The organism is Streptomyces sp. NPDC127119 (genome assembly GCF_042677425.1).
GTDB lineage: Bacteria > Actinomycetota > Actinomycetes > Streptomycetales > Streptomycetaceae > Streptomyces.
Map to the genome: position 1 here is coordinate 1 of NZ_JBHXTO010000039.1, position 23,525 is coordinate 23,525.

Annotated in this window: 16 protein-coding genes; 4 read left to right on the plus strand and 12 right to left on the minus strand. The window is 70.2% G+C overall.

Annotated elements, in window-relative coordinates; translation table 11 throughout:
• Nucleotides 1–53: 53 nt before the first annotated feature.
• The gene (locus tag ACFVH5_RS18935; protein ID WP_385834806.1) at nucleotides 54–2,177 is read right to left on the minus strand and encodes a type IIA DNA topoisomerase subunit B; all 2,124 of its coding nucleotides are present in this window, start codon (nucleotides 2,175–2,177) and stop codon (nucleotides 54–56) included.
• A 441-nt stretch (nucleotides 2,178–2,618) separates the two neighbouring features.
• Here ACFVH5_RS18935 and ACFVH5_RS18940 point away from each other — a divergent pair, with 441 nt between their 5' ends.
• Nucleotides 2,619–2,849, plus strand: coding sequence for a hypothetical protein (locus tag ACFVH5_RS18940; RefSeq protein WP_107021495.1), 231 nt, complete (start codon nucleotides 2,619–2,621; stop codon nucleotides 2,847–2,849).
• Nucleotides 2,850–2,982: 133 nt separating this feature from the next.
• Here ACFVH5_RS18940 and ACFVH5_RS18945 read toward each other — a convergent pair whose 3' ends face one another.
• From ACFVH5_RS18945 to ACFVH5_RS18975, 7 genes are all read right to left on the minus strand, one after another.
• Complete coding sequence (locus tag ACFVH5_RS18945; RefSeq protein ID WP_385834807.1) at nucleotides 2,983–3,798, minus strand: serine protease; 816 nt, start codon at nucleotides 3,796–3,798, stop codon at nucleotides 2,983–2,985.
• Between the two features lie 135 nt (nucleotides 3,799–3,933).
• Nucleotides 3,934–5,472 carry an RNA polymerase sigma factor gene (locus tag ACFVH5_RS18950; RefSeq protein WP_385834808.1) on the minus strand — a complete coding sequence of 513 codons (1,539 nt, stop codon included), beginning with the start codon at nucleotides 5,470–5,472 and terminating at the stop codon, nucleotides 3,934–3,936.
• Between the two features lie 407 nt (nucleotides 5,473–5,879).
• Entirely contained in the window at nucleotides 5,880–6,767 is an 888-nt protein-coding gene (locus ACFVH5_RS18955) for a FadR/GntR family transcriptional regulator (protein ID WP_384798641.1), read from the minus strand.
• 162 nt (nucleotides 6,768–6,929) lie between these two features.
• Nucleotides 6,930–8,705, minus strand: coding sequence for an ATP-binding cassette domain-containing protein (locus tag ACFVH5_RS18960; protein ID WP_385834809.1), 1,776 nt, complete (start codon nucleotides 8,703–8,705; stop codon nucleotides 6,930–6,932).
• 127 nt (nucleotides 8,706–8,832) lie between these two features.
• On the minus strand, nucleotides 8,833–9,591 hold the full coding sequence (locus tag ACFVH5_RS18965; RefSeq protein ID WP_210889232.1) for an NUDIX domain-containing protein: 759 nt from the start codon (nucleotides 9,589–9,591) through the stop codon (nucleotides 8,833–8,835).
• Nucleotides 9,592–9,716: 125 nt separating this feature from the next.
• The gene (locus tag ACFVH5_RS18970; RefSeq protein WP_385834844.1) at nucleotides 9,717–11,720 is read right to left on the minus strand and encodes a glycogen debranching N-terminal domain-containing protein; all 2,004 of its coding nucleotides are present in this window, start codon (nucleotides 11,718–11,720) and stop codon (nucleotides 9,717–9,719) included.
• Nucleotides 11,721–12,059: 339 nt separating this feature from the next.
• Nucleotides 12,060–13,889 carry a DUF4192 domain-containing protein gene (locus ACFVH5_RS18975; protein WP_385834810.1) on the minus strand — a complete coding sequence of 610 codons (1,830 nt, stop codon included), beginning with the start codon at nucleotides 13,887–13,889 and terminating at the stop codon, nucleotides 12,060–12,062.
• A gap of 132 nt (nucleotides 13,890–14,021) precedes the next feature.
• Between ACFVH5_RS18975 and ACFVH5_RS18980 the strand changes: the two genes are divergently transcribed.
• The gene (locus ACFVH5_RS18980; protein ID WP_385834811.1) at nucleotides 14,022–16,184 is read left to right on the plus strand and encodes a RecQ family ATP-dependent DNA helicase; all 2,163 of its coding nucleotides are present in this window, start codon (nucleotides 14,022–14,024) and stop codon (nucleotides 16,182–16,184) included.
• Between the two features lie 221 nt (nucleotides 16,185–16,405).
• Complete coding sequence (locus ACFVH5_RS18985; RefSeq protein WP_107021487.1) at nucleotides 16,406–17,032, plus strand: hypothetical protein; 627 nt, start codon at nucleotides 16,406–16,408, stop codon at nucleotides 17,030–17,032.
• 419 nt (nucleotides 17,033–17,451) lie between these two features.
• Here ACFVH5_RS18985 and ACFVH5_RS18990 read toward each other — a convergent pair whose 3' ends face one another.
• The 3 genes from ACFVH5_RS18990 to ACFVH5_RS19000 form a co-directional block, all read right to left on the minus strand.
• Nucleotides 17,452–18,081, minus strand: coding sequence for a hypothetical protein (locus ACFVH5_RS18990; protein ID WP_384798658.1), 630 nt, complete (start codon nucleotides 18,079–18,081; stop codon nucleotides 17,452–17,454).
• A gap of 68 nt (nucleotides 18,082–18,149) precedes the next feature.
• Complete coding sequence (locus tag ACFVH5_RS18995) at nucleotides 18,150–18,851, minus strand: ribonuclease HII (protein ID WP_385834812.1); 702 nt, start codon at nucleotides 18,849–18,851, stop codon at nucleotides 18,150–18,152.
• Between the two features lie 182 nt (nucleotides 18,852–19,033).
• Nucleotides 19,034–19,657 carry a TetR/AcrR family transcriptional regulator gene (locus tag ACFVH5_RS19000; protein WP_385834813.1) on the minus strand — a complete coding sequence of 208 codons (624 nt, stop codon included), beginning with the start codon at nucleotides 19,655–19,657 and terminating at the stop codon, nucleotides 19,034–19,036.
• A 207-nt stretch (nucleotides 19,658–19,864) separates the two neighbouring features.
• Here ACFVH5_RS19000 and ACFVH5_RS19005 point away from each other — a divergent pair, with 207 nt between their 5' ends.
• Entirely contained in the window at nucleotides 19,865–21,412 is a 1,548-nt protein-coding gene (locus ACFVH5_RS19005; RefSeq protein ID WP_385834814.1) for an MFS transporter, read from the plus strand.
• 193 nt (nucleotides 21,413–21,605) lie between these two features.
• Here ACFVH5_RS19005 and ACFVH5_RS19010 read toward each other — a convergent pair whose 3' ends face one another.
• Entirely contained in the window at nucleotides 21,606–23,294 is a 1,689-nt protein-coding gene (locus ACFVH5_RS19010; protein ID WP_385834815.1) for a DUF4153 domain-containing protein, read from the minus strand.
• Between the last annotated feature and the right edge of the window lie 231 nt (nucleotides 23,295–23,525).

A 23,525-nucleotide genomic window follows, 5' to 3' on the forward strand; every position in this document is an offset into this window, starting at 1 on the left:
CAGCCGGAGTTCCGGCCGGCCCCGTCGGACCGCATACGCGTCGGTGGGACCGCCTACGCGTCGATGCGCGAGCGGTCCAGCGTCGCCGCGGAGCTGGAGATGAACTCCTTGCGCGGAGCGACGTCGTTACCCATCAGCAGATCGAACACCTGCTCGGAGGCTTCGAGGTCGGTGATGTTGATCCGGCGCAGTGTGCGGTGGCGCGGGTCCATGGTCGTCTCGGCCAGCTGGTCTGCGTCCATCTCGCCGAGACCCTTGTAGCGCTGGATCGAGTCCTTGTACCGCACGTTCTTCCGCTGGAGTCCGAGCACGGTCTCCCGAAGCTCACGGTCCGAGTACGTGTAGATGTACTTGTCCTGGCCCTTCTTGGGCTGGCTCAGCTCGATCCGGTGCAGCGGAGGCACCGCCGCGAACACCCGGCCGGCCTCGACCATGGGCCGCATGTAGCGCTGGAAGAGCGTCAGGAGCAGACAGCGGATGTGCGCGCCGTCGACATCGGCGTCGACGAGCAGGATGATCTTCCCGTAGCGGGCGGCGTCGAGATCGAAGGTGCGTCCCGACCCCGCTCCTATGACCTGGATGATCGCGCCGCACTCGGCGTTCTTCAGCATGTCCGACACGGACGACTTCTGAACGTTGAGGATCTTTCCGCGGATCGGCAGGAGGGCCTGGAACTCGGAGTTCCGGGCGAGCTTGGCGGTGCCGAGCGCCGAGTCGCCCTCGACGATGAACAGCTCGCTGCGCTCCACGTCGTCGCTGCGGCAGTCGGCGAGCTTGGCGGGCAGCGAGGAGGACTCCAGTGCCGTCTTCCGACGCTGAGCGTCCTTGTGCTGGCGGGCCGCGATCCTCGTACGGGCGGCGGCCACGGCCTTCTCCAGGACGACCCGGGCCTGTGCGGCCGCGTCCCGCTTCGTGGAGGTCAGGAACGCCTTGAGCTCCTTGGAGACCACGTTCGTCACGATGCGACGAGCCGCGGACGTGCCGAGCACCTCCTTCGTCTGCCCCTCGAACTGGGGCTCGGCGAGACGCACGGTGACAACGGCGGTGAGGCCTTCCAGGGCGTCGTCCTTGACGACGTCGTCCTCGGCGACGCGCAGCAGCTTCTTGGTGCGCAGCACTTCGTTGATGGTCTTGGCGACAGCCTGCTCGTAGCCCGCGACGTGGGTGCCGCCCTTGGGCGTGGCGATGATGTTCACGAACGACTTGAGCGTCGTGTCGTAGCCCGTGCCCCAGCGCATCGCGACGTCCACACCCAGTTCACGGGTGACTTCGGTCGGAGTCATCTGTCCGTGGTCGTCGAGGACCGGGACCGTCTCCTTGAAGCTGCCTTGGCCGGAGAAGCGGAGCACGTCGCAGACGGGCTTGTCGGAGGCCAGGTACTCGCAGAACTCGCTGATGCCGCCGTCGAAGCGGAAGGACTCCTCGCCCTTGCTGCCGCCCTCGCCTAGCCCGTACTCGTCGCGGACGACGATGGTCAGGCCGGGGACCAGGAAGGCGGTCTGCCGGGCGCGCTGGTGCAGGTTCTCCAGGGAGAGCTTGGCGTCCTTGAGGAAGATCTGGCGGTCGGCCCAGTACCGGACGCGCGTGCCGGTGCGGGCCTTGGGAACCCTCTTGAGTTTGCGCAGGCCCGAGGACGCGTCGAACGCGGCATCGGCGCCGTCGCCCTTGAAGGCGCCGGGCGTGCCCCGCCGGAAGCTCACCGCGTGGGTGTTGCCCCCACGGTCCACCTCGACGTCCAGGCGGGCCGAGAGCGCGTTCACCACGGAGGCGCCCACGCCGTGCAGGCCGCCGGAGGCCGCGTACGAGCCGCCGCCGAACTTGCCTCCGGCATGCAGCTTGGTCATCACGACTTCGATGCCCGAAAGACCGGTTTTGGGCTCGACATCCACCGGAATACCCCGGCCGTTGTCCCGCACCTCGACAGAACCGTCGTCATGCAGGGTCACGTCGATGTGGTCGCAGTACCCTCCGAGGGCTTCGTCCACGGAGTTGTCGATGATCTCCCAGAGGCAGTGCATCAGACCGCGGCTGTCGGTCGATCCGATGTACATGCCCGGGCGCTTCCGCACGGCCTCTAGACCTTCGAGGACGAGCAGGTGCCGCGCGGTGTAGTTGGAACCGTCACGGTCTGCTCCGGTCAGCAGGGCTGTGGACGGCACGGACGTCTCGGCGGTCACGCGGTTCGCTCCTCGCTGAATTTCAGTTGGGGCCCTTTTGGGTAAGGGTCCGGCTTCGGTCACCGGTCTGAGGGTACCGAGGCCTGGTAGAGCCGTTGTAACGCCACCCTCGCCCCAAACGCAGACTAGTCCAGAGTCGTATGCTTGTTCGATCCCTCGTTGGAGTGAAGTACATATCACGTTCCCTTCCAGGCATGAACCATTTAGGCTCCGGGCACGTCCTCAAGAACAACCGGCAAGCCAGCCGGTGAGGACTGAACCTGACAGAGCGCGAACCCGTAAGACACGAAGACACGCAATACGGCTCATTCGCCGCCAACCGGCAGCAGACAGCCGACTCGGAAAGATTTTTTTCGAGGAAGAGCCACGAGCGGGAACGTTTTCGGCCTGGTTGGATGTTGACCCTGGTACGACAGCTCGTCGAGCTAGAGAAGAGGCGACGTGACTACTGTTCTGACCCCCGCGAGCCCACTGACGGCCGCTGACCGCTGCGACCGTTGCGGCGCCCAGGCATATCTGCGCGTCGTCCTCCTCAACGGTGGTGAACTGCTCTTCTGTGCCCACCACGGGCGCAAGTTCGAGCCGGAACTCAAGAAGATCGCCGCTGAGATACAGGACGAGACGGAGCGGTTGACGGCCGCCCCGGCAAGCGCCAATGACGAAGAGCACTGACACTTCGCGCAGACGACGAGCCATCTCCGGCACAGGCCGGTGACCGGGCGGCCGCCCCTGATTCCAGGGGCGGCCGCTCGCGCTCGTGGCTGCGGACAGTGCGACCCTGCCCACGGAAGCCGTCAGACGGCTCTCAGTGGCCCGCTCCGAGCGCTGTGGCGGCCCCTGAGGCCCGCGTATAGACCCCAGGGCTGCCGACCCGCCCACAGCCGCTCCCCCACGACACAAGGCCGATCAGGCGCCCCTGAGCGACCAGGGGGCCGCCACTGTCGCCCTGGCAGGCGTCGCGGCCACCACCCGTCTCTCCGGCGCACAGCATGGAGCCGGCGAGATAGGTGCCGTCCGCACTGCCCGGATAGGCCTCCTCACAGACGGCGTCGGACAACACCCGGACATGTGAGGCACGTAGAGAGCTCGCATAGTCCCCGCTCCCCGTCGTATCGCCCCAGCCGTACACCACAGCTTCCGTACCGGGCTCGTACGCGGCGTCTCCGGCGCCCGCCAGGCGAATGACCGAACCGGCGGCGAGCGGCTCCGAGAGGGTGAGTACGGCGAAGTCCCCGGCATTCGTGTAGCTGTCGTGCCGCGGATTGATCCAGATGTCGCGTACCGCGATCTCCTTGCCCCCGGCCGACCGCAGGTCTCCGCGACCCGCGACGATCCTCAGATCCCGGACCTGGCGAGGGGGAGCGCCCAGCACTTCCTCGCCCAGGCAGTGGGCGGCCGTCAGCACCGTCTCCCGCCCGATCACCACTCCCCCGCAGAACTGTCCCGCGCGTGTTCCCCCGAACCGGTCACGGCTGGACAGGGCCACCATCCAGGGGGCCTCGGCGATTTCCACCGGGTAGCCGCCGATGACGACGTCGGCCGTCGCGGGGGCCGGGGATGCCAGCGGTATCACGGCCGCCGTGGCCACGAGGGCCAGTGCGCGGGCGAAGGTACGACGCATGCGCGCTCCTCACTCTGGGGTTGTCACGAGACACCCAGAGTGATCCAGTCGGCGGCGCTCCGCACTCCGCACATACCGAGGGCCCGGCTCCCACTACGGGAAGCCGGGCCCTCGATGACGTACTGCGGCCGAGGCCTAGTCCAGGTAGTCGCGCAGTACCTGCGAGCGCGACGGGTGACGCAGCTTCGACATCGTCTTGGACTCGATCTGGCGGATGCGCTCGCGCGTCACGCCGTACACCTTGCCGATCTCGTCGAGGGTCTTCGGCTGACCGTCGGTGAGACCGAAGCGCATCGAGACGACGCCCGCCTCGCGCTCGGACAGGGTGTCCAGGACGGAGTGCAACTGCTCCTGGAGGAGCGTGAAGCTGACCGCGTCGGCCGGGACGACCGCTTCGGAGTCCTCGATGAGGTCACCGAACTCGCTGTCGCCGTCCTCACCCAGGGGGGTGTGGAGGGAGATCGGCTCACGACCGTACTTCTGGACCTCGATGACCTTCTCGGGGGTCATGTCGAGTTCCTTGGCCAGCTCCTCCGGAGTGGGCTCGCGGCCCAGGTCCTGAAGCATCTGGCGCTGCACGCGCGCGAGCTTGTTGATGACCTCGACCATGTGCACCGGGATACGGATGGTGCGGGCCTGGTCCGCCATGGCGCGGGTGATCGCCTGACGGATCCACCACGTGGCGTACGTCGAGAACTTGTAGCCCTTGGTGTAGTCGAACTTCTCCACCGCGCGGATGAGACCGAGGTTGCCCTCCTGGATGAGGTCCAGGAAGAGCATGCCGCGGCCGGTGTAGCGCTTGGCCAGGGAGACCACCAGACGGAGGTTGGCCTCCAGGAGGTGGTTCTTGGCGCGGCGGCCGTCCTCGGCGATGATCTCCAGCTCGCGCTTGAGCTTCGGCGCGAGCTTGTCGGCGTTGGCCAGCTTGTCCTCGGCGAACAGACCGGCCTCGATGCGCTTGGCGAGCTCGACCTCCTGCTCGGCGTTGAGCAGCGGGACCTTGCCGATCTGCTTGAGGTAGTCCTTGACGGGGTCGGCGGTGGCACCGGCCGCGGCGACCTGCTGCGCGGGCGCGTCGTCCTCGTCCTCGTCGGACAGCACGAAGCCCTGAGCGCCGTCCTCGGTGGGCTCCTCGCCGGCCTTGGCCGTCCCCGGAGTCTCCTCGGTCGCCTCGTCGTCGCCCTGCTCGGCGTCGGCGTTCTTGGCGGTGGTCTTCTTCGCCGCCGTCTTCTTGGCGACGGTCTTCTTCGCGACCGCCTTCTTGGCGGTCGTCTTCTTGGCCGCGGCCTTCTTGGCGGTCGCATCCTCGGCGGGATCGTCGACCTCGGGCATCACCGGCGTGGCGGTGGCGGTGGCCTTCTTGACCGTCGCCGTCTTCGCCGCGACGGTCTTGGTGGCGGTGCGCTTGGCGGGACTCTTCGCTGCGACGCTCTTCCGGGTGCGCTTTGGCTCCGCGGCACTGACCATCAGCGTCACACCCTCTTCCTCGAGGATCTGGTTGAGGCTGCGCAGTACGTTCTTCCACTGAGTGGCCGGAATCTGGTCAGCTTCGAAGGCCCGACGCACGTCATCGCCGGCGATCTGCCCCTCAGCCTTTCCCCGCTCAATGAGCGCCATGACAGAGACGGACTCGGCGATCTCCGGCGGGAGCGTACGGGATGTGCTGGCCGACACGAACAACCTCTCGGAACGTTGGAAAACGGCTTCCGGCCCCGTCCACTGCGGAGAGGAGCCGACGACCGCCGACTTTGGAATGGGCCGACGGCGCGGGCGGGAGCCGGGAAGAGACACAGCGCCTGAAGCGGCGCCCATATTCCCTACTCGGCTGTCACCTCTTAGGTCATCGCGCTGTCCCGAAGAGTGTTACGCCCAATCTGCGTGGCCCGAGTCACACCCCGTAAGCGCCTAAAAGTGGCCAGATACGGTCAGAGGTGGTCAGTGGACTGTTCCAGCATCCCATCGCACCGCCGGGCCCCACCGGATCCTCCAGGAGTCCGGTGGGGCCCGGCGGCAGACGGTTCGCCGGCCGAACGGTGCCACGCGGGGCGAACGCTCCCGACCGCGCCACCAGCGGTGCGCGATCAGTGCTCGCGCGGCGCGGGCACGACGCGCTCCACCTCGGGGTGGACGGTGAGCAGCTGCCGCATGGCCGCCTCGGCGCCCGAGGCGTCGCCCGCCGCGAGAGCGTCGGCGATACGGGCGTGGTACGAGAGGGAGGCCTCGTTCGGCCGGTCGCAGCCCGCGATCGGGCCGCCGGACACCTGGAGCGCGGCCGACACGATCCCGGAGAGGTGCTCCAGCATGCGGTTGCCCGCGACCTGGATGAGCAGCGAGTGGAACTCCGCGTCGGCCCGCGAGAAGGTGAGCGCGTCGCCCTGCCCCATCGCGTGGCCCATGATCTCGACCATGTCGGTGAGCCGCTGCTGGACCTCCGGGCGGCCGTGCCCGGCTGCGAGGCGGGCGGCCAGCGGTTCGATCGTCCAGCGCAGCTCGCTCAGCTCACGACGCTGGTCGTCGCGCTGCGGACCGAAGGCGCGCCACTCGATGATGTCCGGGTCCAGGAGGTTCCAGTCACTGACCGGACGCACACGCGTGCCGACGTTGGGGCGGGCACTGACCAGTCCCTTCGCCTCAAGGACACGCAGGGACTCACGCACGACGGTGCGGGAGACCTCGAATCGCTGGCCGATCTCCTCGGGGACCAGCGGGCGGTCGGCGCCCAGGTCGCCGGAGACGATCATCTGACCCAGCTGCTGAACAAGTTGGCCGTGCAGGCCGCGGCCGCGGCTTCCGGCGGCACGACGGCCCATGCGGCCCAGGTCCGGGTCCGTGGCATCCCACACAGAGCTGCTGACGCGGTCTGCGCCGGGGCCCTCCGCAAAGGGGTAGCGGTCAAGTTCGCCCGGACCGGTGAGGCCGGAGTCTGCGGAACGGGCGGCGGTCATCATGGCGTGCGCAAGGGTAGTCACGGATCATTTGTCGGCGTCGTCTCCAACTCCCTTGAGGTCTTTGGTGAAAAGCACACGAAAGGGTGATCGCTCACCCCGTCGCAATTGACGCCTTATCGGAAAGAATTGGGCGTTCTGCGTGGAGTTGCGCACATGAGGGGAACACACGTGCACGGTCGGTCGTCATCGGACCCGGCTCCGCAGGGTCGTGAGCAGATATGCGCAGAGCAGAGCAGTGAGTGACAACATCAGTGCGCCTGCGACGGGTTGAGCGATCACCTCTGCCGCGGCGACCACATAGTGCTCGCCCCCGAACGGCCAGCGCACCAGCACGAGCTCACGCAGCCGGGTCGAGAGACCGGCAGCGGTCCGGACCGACGGCCCCTCCAGAACCTTCTGCACGATCGGTACGACCAGGATCGGCACGGCGAGAACCGCCGCGAGACCGGCGGTGGTGGACCGGAAGATCCCTGCCGCCAGAACCCCCGCCCAGGCGCAGCCGATCACGAGACCGACCCAACTGGCACCCAAAGGGATCCAGTCCGGCGGAACTCCGGTCAGCTCCCGTCCGTAGAGGATGTGGAGCAGTTCGGCGTTCAGGCCGACCACGCCGAGAGCGAGCGTCAGCGCGGTGGCCGCGGCGACGACGAGTTTGGCGGCCAGCAACCCCAGTCGGCGGGGGACGGTACCGCGGTCAGTGGCCAGGGCGGGGTGACGGAACTCGTCGCCGAAGGCGAAGGCGCCGAGCAGCCCCGCGCCGAGCGCCGCGGGCGGCAGGGGAAAGTCCCGCGGCCACGCGGCGAACAGCCGCGACTGCGGCGTGTGTCCCGCCCTGGCGAGGAGTACGGAGATGAGGGCGGAGACGACGAGCACGGCCGCCGCGGTGAGCCAGCCCGTACCGACCCCCGCCGCGCGGCGCAGCTCGTAACGCAGCGGCCGCAGGGGGCCGGCACCCTGGCGGACGGTGATGGGCGGTGGCAGGGGCGACAATTCGCGCGCGCCCCGCACCCCCGCGCTCCGCGCTGACGCCTCGACGTCAGCCTCAGCTTCGCGAGGGCCCGTCCCCGTTTCCGGCGCGGGCGCCGCCCCCATGTCCCCGACTTCGTCGGCGAGTTGGTGTACGAGGATGCCGTTGCGGTAGGCGGACTCTCCGATGTCGGCACAGGTGCTGCCGTACACGGAGAGGCGATTGCCGTCTTCCCGCACGACCTCCACGGAGCACCGGGCAGTGCGGGCCTCCTTGATCAGCAGAGCGCCGAGCCGGGCGGCGTGCGGGCTCCGGACGGCGACGCGGGGCCGGAGCCGGGTGCGTGCGAAGTCCGCGGCCTCCTGGTCGGCGACGAGCCTGCCCTTCTCCAGCGTGACGACCCGGTCGGCGGTCCGTGCGGCCTCCCTGGGGTCGTCCGTGGCGAACAGCACGGTGCCGCCAGCACCGGCGTGGGCGCGCAGCACTCCGTGCAGCCAGCGGCCTTCGCGAGCGGCGAGCCCGTCCGTGGCGCCGTCGAGCACGAGGGTGTGCGGATCGGAGAGCAGGGCACAGGCGAGGCCCAGGCGGCGGTCCATGCCTCGCGAGAGAGTTCCCAGCCGTTCGTCGCGCAGGCTGACGAGGCCCACCACCTCCAGGACCTCGTCGGCACGCTGCGCTGGTACCCCCGCCGCGGCGCACAGCATGCGGAGTTGGCCTCGGACCGTGCGCGCCGGGTGGCCGGGAACCTCGCCGAGAAGAACACCCACCTCGCGCGAGGGATGGGCGATGCGGTGCAGCGGGCGACCTCTGAAGTAGGTGATTCCGCGGCCCTGTTGCAGTTCGAGCATGAGCCTGAGAGCGGTCGTCTTGCCTGCGCCCGGGGCTCCGAGGAGCGCCGTGACGTGGCCGGGGGACGCCTCGAAGGAGACGTCGTCGACAGCGGGGGGAAGCTCCTTGCGGGCGTTGCTGGTCAGTCCGATGGCCTGGATCACCCAACGCAAGATAGCGCGATATGTACCGTTTTCCGGTCACCTTGAGCGCGCGCGGGAGCAGCCTCCGCGCCGGTCCCGCCACTTGGCCGGACCGCCTGCGTCGCGGCCGACCGCTCTCGGCTCGGCGTCAGACTTCGGGTCGGAGCATCGGCGGGTTGAGCAGGGTGGCGCCACCCGCCCGGAAGAGCTGGGCGGGGCGGCCGCCCTGCCGAGTCGTCGTACCGCCCGTGGGGACGAGGAATCCCGGCGTCCCCGTCACCTTGCGGTGGAAGTTGCGCGGGTCGAGCGCCACCCCCCACACCGCCTCGTACACCCGGCGCAGCTCGCCGACCGTGAACTCGGGCGGGCAGAAGGCAGTGGCCAGCGACGAGTACTCGATCTTGGAACGGGCACGCTCCACACCGTCCGACAGGATCTGGGCATGATCGAACGCGAGCGGCGCCGCCTGTTCTCCGTCACGTCCGTAGCCGCCCTGCTGCAGCAGGTCCTCGACAGGAGCCCAGCGCGCGCTGTTCGCGTCTCCGCCGGCTCTGGGCGCGGGCAGGTCGGGCGCGAGGGCGAGATGGGCGACGCTCACCACCCTCATGCGCGGGTCACGCTTGGGGTCGCCGTAGGTCGCGAGCTGCTCCAGGTGAGCCCCGTTCACCTGTGCGGGAGCGTCCGGGGCGTGCGCGCACAGCCCGGTCTCCTCCTTCAGCTCCCGCGCCGCGGCCTGCGACAGGTCTTCGTCGGGCCGCACGAAACCGCCGGGCAGCGCCCAGCGCCCCTGGAAGGGCGGCTCGCCCCTGCGGATCGCCAGCGCGCACAGCGCGTGACGACGCACGGTCAGCACGACCAGGTCGACGGTGACGGCGAACGGCGCGAAAGCTGACGGGTCGTAGGGCATGCCGCGATCATAGTCGTCTGCCTGACGATAAACACTCTCTTCACCGGTCGCTCACATGGCTGATCCGACGCCCTCGGACAGGGCACCGCGTCCCTCGTGATCCCAGGTCCGCGGCGGACCGGCTCTCACGCCCCCAGCTGAAGTCCGTCGGCCGCCTCCTCGACCATGGCCAGTCCGAGCCTGCTGACGCGTACGGAGAAAGGGGCGCCCGCGACGCGCAGGCCCGTCAGCCCGATCTCTCCCAGCGGAGCACCGCGCATCGGACGCAGTGTCACCGTGCGAGCCGGGGCGTCGGGACGGATCCCGGTGAGCGTGGCGAGCAGGAGGACACCGGCGGCCGCGGCTGTGGCCGCCGGTCTGCAGGCCGTTGGGTGCGGTACGGGGGAACCGCCTTCCGTGCGCTGCTCCCCCGCGTACATCTCCGGCAGCCGGTGGCCGAAGGTCTCGGCCGCCGCCAGTACGCCCAGCAGCAGCGAACTCGCCTCCTTCTCGTAGCCCGCGGCGGCCAGCCCCGCCGCGGCGAGAGCGGTCTCGTGGACGCGCACGCATCCGCTCCGATGTCCGAACGGGTTGTAGCCCGTCTCCTTCAGGCCGAGGCTGCGCAGCCCCCAGCCCGAGTCCATGGACGGGCTGCCGTACAGACGCGCGAGCTGTTCCGTCTGCACCTTGTCGAGCAGACCCGGTGCCGGTGCGCCGGCGCCGAGCAGTCCGGTGTCGAGCAGGTGGACGCCGCCGGATCCGAGGTGCGGCACGAGCCGTCCGCCCGGCAGACGAGCCGCAGCCGGTCTACCGCCGCCTCGTTCCTCGATCCAGAAGTCCTCCCGGAACGCGATCCGCATCGCCCCCGCCCACCGCCGCAGCTCGACGCCACCTCCCCTGCCGTACGCGTCGAGGAGGTCGGCGCCCAGCAGAGCGGCCCGGTGGGCGTGCGCCTGCGTCTCACAGCGCCATGGCCCGCCCGGGTGCGGGTCCGCCAGATACGTACCGTCGCCGACAGTGGTCCGCAGCCACTGGAGGCAACGTTCGGCCGCGGGCAGCAACTCCTCGGTCTCCGCCTCGGAAAGCCCCCAGCGGCGAGCCTCCGCGAGCACCACGGGAAACAGCAGCGTCGCTTCTTGCCCCGTGCAGCGCGGTGGCAGCTGAGCACCAACGTGTCGTCGGGGGCCGGGAATCAGGCCGGACCGTGGTCCAGCGCCCACGAGTTGGGTGCGGGCGAGGGTGCGCAGGGTTCCCGCGGCGAGACGCGTGCCCAGCGGCAGAGTCATGCGTGCTGCCGCAAGGGCCTCGGCCGGTGCCATGCCGCAGCGCCAGGGAGCCCCGGCCGCCAGGTGCGTGTCGGACGGCTGCGCGGGGTCACGCAGGAGAAGAGCCTGCAGGTCCTCGACGCTCGTGCGCAGGAGCGCCTCGGCCCTCGGATCGTCGCTTGCCGCCCGAGCCGGAGCGAGAGGGCTTGTGGCACCGCGCGCGACGGCCCGGATGGGTCCCGCCCCTGCCGGACGTACCCGCAGCTCCACGCTTCGGGTTCCGCCGGGAAGCAGTTCGAACTCCCAGCGCAGCAGCCCGGCGGAGGCCAGCGCGTCCGAAGGCGGCGGGTCGGCCGTGACGACGGCGTCCCCGGTGGCACACGACCACCGCATACCTGAGTCGTGGACACTGGCCGGCAGATCGGGACCGGCTCTCCCCGCCGCGACCGCACCCAGGTCGGCCAGGTCCGTGCCGAGCGCCACCTCGACGGGGAGGCGAAGAGGCCGGTTGGCCGCGCTGCGCAGGGTGATCCGCTCCGTGCCGTCCGCGTATCGCATGCGTTCGACCAGGACGTCCGGGTCGGGTCCGCCGTCGGCGGAGATGCTCAGAACCGCCAGGAATCGCGCCTGGTCGGGCGCGACCATCCGGGCCTGGATCGCGAGCGGCTCCCGGCCCGCCACCCGCAGTCGGCATCGGGAGAGCACCCGCCGACCCGACCGGTAGAAGCCCTCCAGTCCATGCCCTGTCAACTGGCCCTGTTCCGTGGAGATCGCGAGTCCCGGCAGGGCGACGCAGATCAGTGCGGTGTGGGCGGGTGGCAGAGTCACAGTGCCTCGCTGCCCGACCTGCGCCGTGTGTGGGGCCAGGGCAACGCCGCGGCCCATCGAGGGCTGTGCGGACCTCCCGAAGTGCAACGGGTCGCTGTGCGGAACGGAAGGCATGGAGGACGGGGTGGGCAGAGGCATGGGGCGGCTTCTTCTGTACTCCGTGCGCTGAGTGGGGGCTCGGCGGGGTATGAGGGCTCGGCGATATGCGGGGGCGTGTGCAGGGGCTCCGACGGCGTGAGACCGATGCGATGGCACGGCGCGCCTGAGGGCTGCGCCACAAAGGTGAACGGGGCCGGCCTGTCCCTAGTCACGCCCTGGTCCGTGGAAGCCCATCGATCGGACCCGACCGATCGATCCGCCAGCACCGTCCCCCGCCGCTTCCCCTCTCCCCCTCCCTCACATCTCCCCCTTCACCTCACTCGTCGACGTTCCAGGCCGCCCGGCAGGCTCAGCAGCTCCCGCGTTCCCCGCACTTCGGCGAGAGCGAGCCGCACCACCAGTGCTGCCGCCGCCTCGACCAGTGCTGCCGCTACCTCGGCCTGGACCGCCCTCCGACGGAACCCCTGAGCCGGAAGAAGTGGACCGAGGACGGCGCGTGCCACCGGTACCTGCCGGTCGGGAACCAGGCCGGTCGGCTGCGCCCTCCGTAACCCTCGACCTGCGTCGGCGGCGGGCAGAACCCTTGGCAGGGCCCGCAGGCCCCGCCAGCCCTGCCGGAACATGCCCGGGCGGCCCACCGGCATCCGACGGCCCCACACCCGCCACCGGCGAGGCGATCACCTCACCGTCGACACGATCGGCGCGCTCTCCTCGTAGACAACGACGGATCGACTCCGGGTCCAGGCCCTCGTTGCATGCCTGGTGGAGAAGCCGGGCGAAGAGGTATCCGGAATCCGCACCGAGTGCCATGGCCAGCGCTTCGCGGGCCTCCAGTTCGTCGCCGGAGGACCAGGCGACCCACCCGGCGAGCGTGAGCGGCGCCGCTGCATGCTCCCCGTACGAGCCGACGCAGCGGCGGGCCAGGGCCCTCCAGAGGCGCAGGGCCGGTCCGGCCTCGTCCCCCTCCATCCACTCCGCCGCCCGGTCCCGTGTCGTGCGGTCCTGCAGACCGAGAATCAACGTGGCCGCCTCCTCGTGGCGCAGGAGCTCGTCGTCCCGGAGATCCGCCGGAAGTGTGCCGGGGCCGAGGGCGGCGGAGGTGACATCGGCGAACCGGCGCATGACCTGGTGGGCCAGTTCCAAGGTCTTGGCAGCCACACCGGCGCGGCTGCCGTCGTCCAGAATTCGAGGGATCAACGCCATGCTCACCGCGTCGAGGGCGGACTCCTGCTCCAGCGCCGCCTTGCTCTCCCACGGAGTGAGCCTCGCCCGCAGCTGCCGCAGGGTGCCCCGCACCTGAAGCCCCGCGTAGGTGGCGGCTGCGGCCAGCACGGACGTGCCCGGCATTCCCATGGACGTACCGTCCGACGGGCAGCAGTGTTCGCTGGGGCAGCAGTACGACCAGAAGCGGCCGTCCGAGATGCACAGTGCCTCGATCACCGGCACGTCGAGCGCTCCGCAGGCCTTGCGCAGCAGTTGTGCGAGCGGACGCAGCCGTTCCATCACTGCCCGGCCCGACTCTCCTTCCCTGGGTTCCTGGCAGAGGAAGGCGACCATGCTCTCGGGCAGGGCGCCCCTCCGCTCGCTGCCTTTCACCAAGCCGTGCGTCAGCTGCTGCGCCACGGACGGCCAGTCGTCCGCGTGGCTCGGGATACCGAGTCGGGCCCGTCCGCCGAAGCGGCCACGCCCGTCCCTGTCGTGCAGGGCGACGAGCACGATGCTGTCCTCGGGCCGGTACCCGAGCAGGTACGGCAGGGCATCGGCCAGTTCGGACGGAGTGCGGAGGGTGACCTGGTGGTCAGGACACAAACTGCCGGTCGCGCCATGGGCGCCGCCGGCCGCGTCGTGCGCCGAGCCGGTGGAGGCCGTACCGTCACGGCCCTCCCGCCGTCCGACGCGACCCGTATCTGGTCCGCTCGCTCCGCCTGATCCACCCCACCCGTCCTGCCAATCCCGCTCGTCTTGCCTGCTCTGCCTGCCCTGCCCGCCTTGCATGCCCGGCCTGCTCTGCCCGCCCTGCCGGTCCGGCCCGCCTTGCCTGTCTGTGCTGTTCTGCTCGGCAGTCTCGTCGCATCGACCGGTATCGCCGTCGCCGAGGTTCTCGGCCGGTTCGCTGTGGTTCGTCATGCCGTGACCATCCCGCGAAACCCGGAATTCCGCTTTGCCCTGTGGATAACCACGAACATGACCACGTCAGAAGTTGTCCACAGCGGACCGGCTCATTCGCGCGATGTCCGACCCATCGGGTTGCATGGGGCCATGAGCAACGAAGAGCTGCGCACAGTGGCCGACACCGTCCTCGCCCGCCTCGTCGGCGCGCCGGGAGGCGACGCCCGGCTGCGCGAGGACCAGTGGCGCGCCATCGAGGCCCTCGTGGCCGACAAGCGCAGGGCCCTGGTCGTGCAGCGCACCGGCTGGGGCAAGTCCGCCGTGTACTTCGTCGCGACCGCGCTGCTGCGGGAGCAAGGAGCCGGTCCCACCGTGATCGTCTCGCCCCTCCTCGCCCTCATGCGCAACCAGGTCGAGGCCGCCGCACGCGCCGGCATCAGGGCGCGGACCATCAACTCGTCCAATTCGGAGGAGTGGGACACGATCCAGGACGAGGTGGCCGAAGGTGAGGTCGACGTCCTTCTGGTGAGCCCCGAGCGGCTCAACAACCCCGACTTCCGGGATCAGGTGCTGCCCAGGCTGGCGGCGGCGACCGGCCTCCTCGTGGTGGACGAGGCGCACTGCATCTCCGACTGGGGCCACGACTTCCGGCCGGACTACCGCCGCCTGCGCACCATGCTCGCCGACCTCCCCCAGGGCGTCCCGGTCCTTGCGACCACCGCCACGGCCAATGCGCGCGTGACTGCCGACGTCGCCGAGCAGCTGGGTACCGGCGGAAGCACGGACGCCCTCGTCCTGCGTGGCCCCCTGGACCGCGAGAGCCTGAGCCTGAACGTGCTGCAGCTGCCGGACGCAGCCCACCGGATGGGCTGGCTCGCCGAGCACCTGGGCGAGCTGCCCGGCTCCGGGATCATCTACACACTCACCGTGGCCGCCGCCGAGGAGGTCACCGCCTTCCTCCGGCAGGCCGGGCACACCGTGACCTCGTACACAGGGAAGACGGAGAACGCGGACCGCCAGCAGGCCGAGGAGGACCTGCTCGCCAACCGCGTCAAGGCCCTTGTCGCCACATCGGCGCTGGGCATGGGCTTCGACAAGCCCGACCTCGGCTTCGTGGTGCACCTGGGTTCGCCGTCCTCGCCCATCGCCTACTACCAGCAGGTGGGCCGTGCGGGCCGTGGTGTCGAGCATGCCGAGGTACTGCTCCTGCCCGGCAAGGAGGACCAGGCGATCTGGCAGTACTTCGCGTCGATCGCCTTCCCGCCGGAGGAGCAGGTCAGGCGCACCCTGGACGTTCTCGGCCAGGCGGGCCGCCCGCTGTCGCTCCCCGCGCTCGAACCCCTGGTGGAGCTACGCCGGTCACGGCTCGAAACGATGCTCAAGGTCCTGGACGTGGACGGCGCCGTGAAGCGCGTCAAGGGCGGCTGGATCTCCACGGGCACCCCATGGACGTACGACACCGAGCGCTACGCGTGGGTGGCCAAGCAGCGCGCGGCCGAGCAGCAGGCCATGCGCGACTACGTGACGACGACCGGCTGCCGGATGGAGTTCCTGCGCCGGCAGCTGGACGACGAGGGAGCCGCCCCGTGCGGGCGCTGCGACACCTGCACGAAGCCGCGGTTCTCCGATGCCGTGTCCTCATCCGCGCTGGACTCGGCGCGTGGCGAGCTCGGCCGCGCGGGTATCGAGGTGGATCCCCGGAAGATGTGGCCCACGGGTCTGCCCGCCGTGGGCGTCGACCTGAAGGGACGCATCCCGGCCGGTGAGCAGGCCGCGACCGGGCGGGCGCTGGGAAGGCTTTCGGACATCGGCTGGGGCAACCGGCTGCGGCCGATGCTCGGACCCCAGGCCCCGGACGGACCTGTTCCGGACGACGTGGCCGAGGCCGTCGTCGGCGTGCTGGCCGACTGGGCGAAGGGACCGGGCGGCTGGGCCTCGGGCGGTTCCGGCGCCGTGCCGCGCCCGGTCGGTGTCGTCACCATGGCGTCGCAGCGCCGACCGCACCTCGTGCAGTCGCTGGGGGCGCGGATCGCCGAGGTCGGGCGTCTGCCCCTGCTGGGCTCCATCGAGTACGCCCCGGGAGCCGACGCCGCGCAGGTCTCCAGGAGCAACAGCGCGCAGCGGCTGAAGGCCCTCGACGGGGCGCTCGTGGTGCCGCCCGGCCTGGCCGCGGCGCTCTCCGGAGCCGATGGACCCGTCCTGCTCGTGGACGACTCGACCGACACCGGCTGGACGCTCGCGGTGGCCGCGCGCATGCTGCGGCGGGCCGGCGCCCAGGGGGTGTTGCCGCTGGTACTCGCTGTGCAAGGTTGATTCCTGCGGTGCGGTGGTAAATACCGAGCAGGGATATAAGCAACGGATCGCCAGATAACGGTCGGTGGCCCCAATTGCTCGTTGCCGCAACCAAGTTCGACAGGAAGAATTGGCCTCGCGCCCCGCGTGGCCTCCCGAGGTCGCCCGTTCGGGCTGTGCTGCGGCGCGCTCCCCCAGTCCGACCTCGCCCGCTGTGTGGGCGCGTAGCCGAAGGGAGGACCGTGACCTTCGGATTCGCTCCGTCCTCGGCGGCATCGATGTCGACGGCCGCCACTTCCGCCAATCCACTGACCCGGATGCTCGAACCCGCCGAGTGGGCCGCTGCGGGGATTCCGCTTCTGCGCAATCCCCGGGAGGTCGTCAGCGGGCTGCACTCCCGGCATCGGCCCGGCCCCACGACCGCGATCGTGGCAGTGCTCGATCCCGACGAACGGCTGAACGCGAGCGCTTCCTTCATCAGGAGGCCGGCTCCGGCGGACGGCTGGATGTTCCGCAACGCGCTGCTCGCGCAGCTGCGCCGGGTCATCCCGCACGACCTGCGACGCCGCACACCGGTGCGTACCGCCGTGCTGCTCTACTGCCGTGACGGAGACGCGCGGTGGACGGAGGAGGACGGGGCGTGGATGTGGGGGCTGCGTGACGCCTGCACTCTGCACGGCCTGCGCTGCGGTGCCTACATCACGCTGACACGTGACGGCTGGCAGGTGCTCGGCGAGGGACGCGGAGGCCGTCGGCCGAACGCGGACTCACCTCCGGAGTCCCTGGAGTCGCTGGCCGCGGCCGAGTCCATACAGCCGCGCACGGGTGGGTCCGCCTCGGAGGTACTGCGCCGCGCTGCCGCGCGCTGAGCCGACGGCCGATCTCGGTCGTCGGCACGGGTCCGCCCGCGAACCGCCCCCGCGCGCCGACGCGACGGGCAACACACGCGCACGGCTGCTTCGGCGATACGCGTCAATCCGACGCACGTACACGACCGCCACAGAGACACAGCACCGGCACCGGTGCTGGCACCGGTACGACCGGACGCGACAGCCGCACAGCCGCGCGCGACGCCGAACCCCGAGCCGTAACCGACACGCGCATGACCGCGCCACGAACAGAGCCGCTCAGGACGCGTGCACGCTCACGCTCGGACCGCACCACGACGACGGCCACGCCGGCACGTCCCCCCGTACCGGCACACGTCGGACCGCCCTCTGTGCATGCTCCGAGCAGATGCCACCGCGGTGGCATCCGAGTCGTGAGAACCCCCGGAAGAGCGGGGTTGTCAGACCGCCGCGCCCAGCACCGAGTTGATCTGCTGCGGGTCTCCGCAGACGATCAGCAGGGTGCCGGCTCGGCCAAGGGCCAGCGGAAGCGCGGTGGCAGCGGTGGCGTCGGGCCCGCCATTGACGGCGACAACGACCACGGGCCGGGACGCGGCACGACCGACAGCGGAGGCGTCGGCGTAGAACACGTCGTCTCCCGCGTCGTGCTGGGCCCAGTACGCGGCCTCGCCGAAGGAGAGCTCGTGCGCGGCCCACGGGTGGGGTTCGCCGGTGGTGATCACCAGCACCTCACCGGGGGCCCTGCCCGAGTCAAGGAGCAGGTCGACCGCTTCCTCGGCGGCGTCCAGCGCGCCCTCGGCCGAGGCCGGGATCAGCTGGATCGTGGGAGTCGAGGCTGCGGTTGGGGCCGCCGGAGCGGCAGGCCCCGGCTTGGCCACGGCCGTGTCGCGCGGCGTGCGTTGCACAGGCGGCATCGGCCGGACAGGACCCGGACGGCCTGGACGCGGAGGTGCCGCGGGGCGGGGGCCGGGTACGGGGCGGGGGGTCTGCGCGGTCCGGCCGGTGGCCGGGCTGACGCGGGGACCCTGGGCACTCTCGTGAATCTGAGGCTCCTCGGGAATGAGAGGCATGAGCTGATTTTTATCAAACGCCGGTGCGACTCGCGCAAGCGGGTGGCACATGAGTGCGAACAGAATCGTCAGAAGTCGAAGCCGAGTTGCCCTTCGATCTCCGGAACGTTTCCGTCCGCCCAACTGCGGACCTTCTTGAGGTGCCGCCACTGGGGCAGCGCATCAAGATACGCCCACGACAGCCGGTGGTACGGGGTGGGGCCCCGCATCTCCAGTGCGGCCCTGTGAACCGGTGACGGATACCCGGCGTTGGCCGCAAAACCGAAGTCTGCATGGTCGACACCCAGTTCGGCCATCATTTTGTCGCGCTGGACCTTCGCGATCACCGAGGCCGCCGCCACGGAGACGCAGGACTGGTCGCCCTTGATCACCGTGCGGACCTTCCAGGGCACGCCCAGGTAGTCGTGTTTCCCGTCGAGAATGACCGCGTCGGGACGCACCGGCAGCGCTTCGAGGGCGCGGCAGGCGGCCAGCCGCTGTGCGGCCGTCATCCCCAGCTGGTCGATCTCCTCCGGAGAAGCATGCCCCAGGGCGTACGACGTCACCCACTGCGCCAGTATCTCGGCGAGTGCCGTGCGCCTCTTGACGGTGAGGAGCTTGGAGTCGGTGAGGCCTTCGGGCGGGCGACGCAGGCCCGTGACCGCCGCGCAGACGGTGACCGGGCCGGCCCAGGCGCCTCGCCCCACCTCGTCGACCCCGGCGATGACCTTGGCTCCGGTCGTGGCGCGCAGGGAGCGCTCGACGCTGTGGGTTGGTGGTTCGTACGGCATGACAGGCTCAGCCTACGCCGCCCGGAACCGCTCACGACACCCGGTTCCCCCGAGCGCCCCGCACACCTCCGGCCAGGTCGGCGCGAGGCCCGTACGGGGCAGGCCCGAAGCTCGCCCCGCGCCTCCACGAGGTCCACCCGGCGCCAATCGAAGGCCCGCCGGGAGTGACCGCGGAACCCCGCTCAGACGCCTTCCGGTCGCAGCAGCGGGACCATGAGCTGGTCGATCATCTCCTCGATGTCCCGCTCGTTCCATTCGCTCGCGCACACCTTGGAGCGGTACATCATCATCGCCGGAATGGCGTCGAGGACATAGGAGTTCGCTGCGTCCGGCCGTACCTCTCCCCGCCGTATCCCACGGTCGACGACCTCTCCGAGCAGGCGGATCGTCGGCTCCACGACCCCCGACAGGATCACTTCCTGGAAACGCTGGGCCTGGGACGAGTCGCATTCGTGAATCACCGAGCGCAGCGCGAATCCCGGGCGCGAGAACATCGCCTCGCGCGCCCGCCGGCACAGTTCCAGCAGGTCGTCCCGCACACTTCCCAGGTCCGGTACGTCCATGAGCGACGGCAGTCCGGCCTGGAGCGCGTCCGCGACGAGGTCCTCCTTGGACGGCCAGCGACGGTAGACCGCGGCCTTCCCCGTCTGGGCGCCGGCCGCGACGCCCTCCATCGTGAGGCCGTTCCAGCCGACCGTGCTGAGCTGCTCCAGCGCGGCATCGAGGATCGCGCGTTCGAGTACGGCGCCGCGTCTGCGCGGGACGGCCGCCTGAGCGGGGGCAGCCGTCCAACTCGAAGTAACCATGAGCCTGTCTCCATGTGAGCGGGCGAGGGGCGCGGACGTTCGCACACATGCACGTACGCGCCGTACGGACCGAGGTCCGTGAGCGGTCAAGTGACATCAATCGGCAGCGACTTCAGTGAACGCTTGCGTTCACTGTCGGGGACTCACTACCTTTTGACGCGACAGTGAACGCGAGCGTTCACTAACGCACTCGTGGGGGACTCAATAGTGACAACCTCTCCGTTGATCAAAGATCAGAAGCCGGGAGCGGCCCGCCGGGAGGGGCATCCCGGCATCGCGCTCACCGTCATCGCGGCCTGCCAACTCATGGTGGTACTCGACGCGACGATTGTGAACATCGCGCTCCCGCACATTCAAGGCGCGCTCAAGTTCTCCACCACGGATCTCACCTGGGTGGTCAGCGCCTACACGCTCACCTTCGGCGGTCTGCTGCTGCTCGGCGGCCGGGCCGGCGACATCCTCGGCCGGCGCCGGGTCTTCATGTCCGGCATCCTGCTCTTCACGGCCGCCTCGCTGCTCGGCGGACTCGCCCAGGAGCCCTGGCAACTGCTGGCGGCACGCGCCCTCCAAGGAGTGGGCGGCGCGATCGCCTCCCCCACCTCGCTGGCGTTGATCACAACGACGTTCCCCGAAGGGCCCGAGCGCAACAGGGCGTTCGGGGTCTTCGCCGCGGTCTCGGCCGGCGGCGGCGCGATCGGTCTGCTCGCCGGCGGCATGCTCACCGAGTGGCTCGACTGGCGCTGGGTGCTCTTCGTCAACGTACCCATCGGTGTACTGATCGCCGTGGTCACACCGCTCTACATCAACGAGTCCGAGCGGCATCCCGGGCGCTTCGACATCGCGGGCGCGCTGACCTCGACACTCGGTATGGCCTCGCTCGTCTACGGCTTCATCCGGGCCGCGGAGGAGGGCTGGCGGGACAGTCTCACCATCGCGTCCTTCGGCACGGCGGTCGTCCTTCTGGTGGCCTTCGCGCTGGTCGAGTCCAGGGCCAAGGAACCGATCACACCGCTGCGGATGTTCGCCGACCGCAACCGCTCGGGTACGTACGTGATCATGCTGAGCCTGGCCGCGGCGATGTTCGGCATGTTCTTCTTCATCGTTCTCTTCGTGCAGAACGTGCTGCAGTACACGCCCATCGAGGCCGGCCTGGCCTTCCTGCCCATCACGGTCGCGATCGGCACCGGCGCGGGTCTGTCGCAGCGGTTCCTGCCGGTGCTCGGCCCGAAACCGTTCATGGTCGTCGGCTCGACCCTCGTGGTGATCGGCCTCGGCTGGCTGACATTCATCGATCCCGAAAGCTCGTACGTCAGCGGTGTGCTCGGCCCGATGCTCCTGTTCGGCTTCGGCATGGGGCTGAACTTCGTGACGCTGACCCTGACCGCTGTCTCCGGAGTGGCCGCCCACGAAGCGGGCGCCGCGTCCGGACTGCTCAACGCCACGCAGCAGGTGGGCGGTTCGCTCGGCCTCTCCATCCTCACCACGGTCTTCGGTACGGCGAGCCGGGAGGAGGCGGAGAAGCAGGTCGCGGACTTCATGGCCAACGCCTCGGCGGAGCAGAAGGCGGAGTTCGCCACAACGCACCAACTGCCCGCTCCCTGGAGTCACGAGGTGCTCGCCCAGGGCATCTCCACGGCCTTCCTTCCGGCCGTCGCCATGGCCGTGCTGGCTCTTGCCGTCGCCACACTGGTGATCCGGGTCCGCAAGAGCGACCTGGAGGCGCTGTCGGGCACGGCGGGGGTCGGGGCGGGCTGACCGACCACCGTCACGGACACGATGAGCAGGCCGGCCCACCGTACGGAAAACGGCGGACCGGCCTGCTTGGTTCCCACGCGATCGATGCGGCGGCACACAACACGGCACGTCCGAAGCGGCGTGTACGCGTACTCGGTGGGCGCGCCCGGCGACTTCAGCGATACGCGGGCGGTACGCGCCCTCCGCCCCCGCCTCAGCGGTACGTCAGGTCCTGTTCCAGGCGGCTGCACTCGCGCCAGTCGGCCTGAGGGGACGGCTTTCGCTCGTCGAGGATGTTCCGGGCTCGTGCCTCGCCCCAACTCGTGGCGTACCAGGGGGCGGCGTTCTCCCCCAGGTCCTCGTCGATGGTTTTCAGGGCACAGGACCGCAGCGGCTCATCAAGTTTGTCCAGAGCCGGCACGGCATCGGCGGACAACCCGCGCGCGTAGTCGAGGTCGAACGTGCCCGTGCGCTCGTACCGCTGGACATTGCGTTCGGCGATCAGGCCGTCGGGCGACACGAGCCCGAAGACGAGCACCGTCGCGGCGGCGCTGGCCAGTAGCACGCGCGGCAGCCAGCGGGCCCCGAGGACACCGGCGGCCATGATGAGCACGATGACCAGGCCGAGCCAGAGTTCGACGGTCACCACGGAGATCCGCAGCCGGGTCAGCCCGTACGCCTCCACGTACATGTCCATACGCCGTACCGCCGAAGCGACGACCACGAGGGCGAGGGCGCAGAGGGTGCCGAGGACGGCGCGTACCAGCGTCCGGTCGCGCGAGTCGTCCCGGGGCGCCCAGCGCAGGGCGAGGACGATGACGAGCAGGGTGAGGAGCGTGACCAGGAGCAACTGCCAGAAGCCCTGACGCGCGTACTCGGAGTATGTCTGGCCGGTCTTGTCCAGGACGGCGTCGTACCCACCGAGCAGGACGACCAGCTGGACGGCGTTGAAGACAGCGAAGAGCGCGACGAGCACGACCAGGGGCAGGGCCCACTCGACGCGGCCACGGGCGCGGCCCGGGGGCACCACGACGCGGTCCCACGGAACGGGCGCCGCGGCCGTGTGCGCCGCCGCCAGAGCGCCGACCACGCCGATCACGAACAGGACGGCGTGCCAGGGGCCGCCGGAGACCGACGCGTCGGGCACGAGGTCCGCCAGGAGATCGGCGAAAGCCGCGTCCGCGCCGGCGAAGAGGGCACCGAAGACCACCAGCAGGACGGCGGCCACCACGATCGCGCGCAGTACCGGGCCCACGTTGCCGCGTGCCCCGCCGGTCCGCTCGCGCAGCCCGCGCCAGCCCCAGCCGGCACCGGTGACCAGCGAGGTGTGGAGGCCGATCGGGCCGAACAGCATCCCTGTCCAGGTACGACCGCCGTGCAGGGCCAGCGAGCCCACCGCCAGAGCGGCGACGATGGCGAGGAACGACGGCCAGCCGGCGTCACGCAGCGCCGGAACGATCAACAGGGCGAGTCCGCCGCCGCCCCACACCAGCTTCCAGGGACGTGGCCGTCGGCCCGCCCTCCCTGCCGCGAAGTACACGCCGAGCGTGATCGGTATCGCCACCAGCAGGAGATTGAGCGCCAGGCCCTCTCCGAGCAGAAGCATGGAGAGCAGACCGGTGGCCAGAGCGGCCCAGAGAGTCGCGGTACGCACGGGCGCGGGGGTGTCCGCCTGGACGTCCGCGAACCAGGACTCGACGGCGGGACCGTCCCAGGCTTCGCCCTCGTCCGGGTCCGCCGCGGCGGAGTCCTTCCGGCCCGGACCCGCCCCCGGGTCCGAACCTGCTGCCTCTGCTCCGCCTTCTGCGTCTGTCGTGCCCGTCGTTTCCTTCGACCGGGCAGACTCCACCGGCTCCTCGGTCTCCGACCCTCTCGGCTCGGCCTCGGACGGTTTGTCGGACACGGGACCCCCTCCCCCACCGGTCCGGGCAGCACGCAGCGCTCGGCTGCGGTGGAAGCTCAGGAACCGGTTTTTCGTCGGCGTCGACTCTTGATGATCAACGATCGGCGTGGCGGAAAGGGTAACCGCGGGGCTCTCGGGACAGCGGGCCACGGCTTCTCTGTGGCAGGGCTGTGACAGGGGTCGACACGTGGGGCGGGCGAAAAGAGGGCACGCGCGCGTGGCTCACGACCT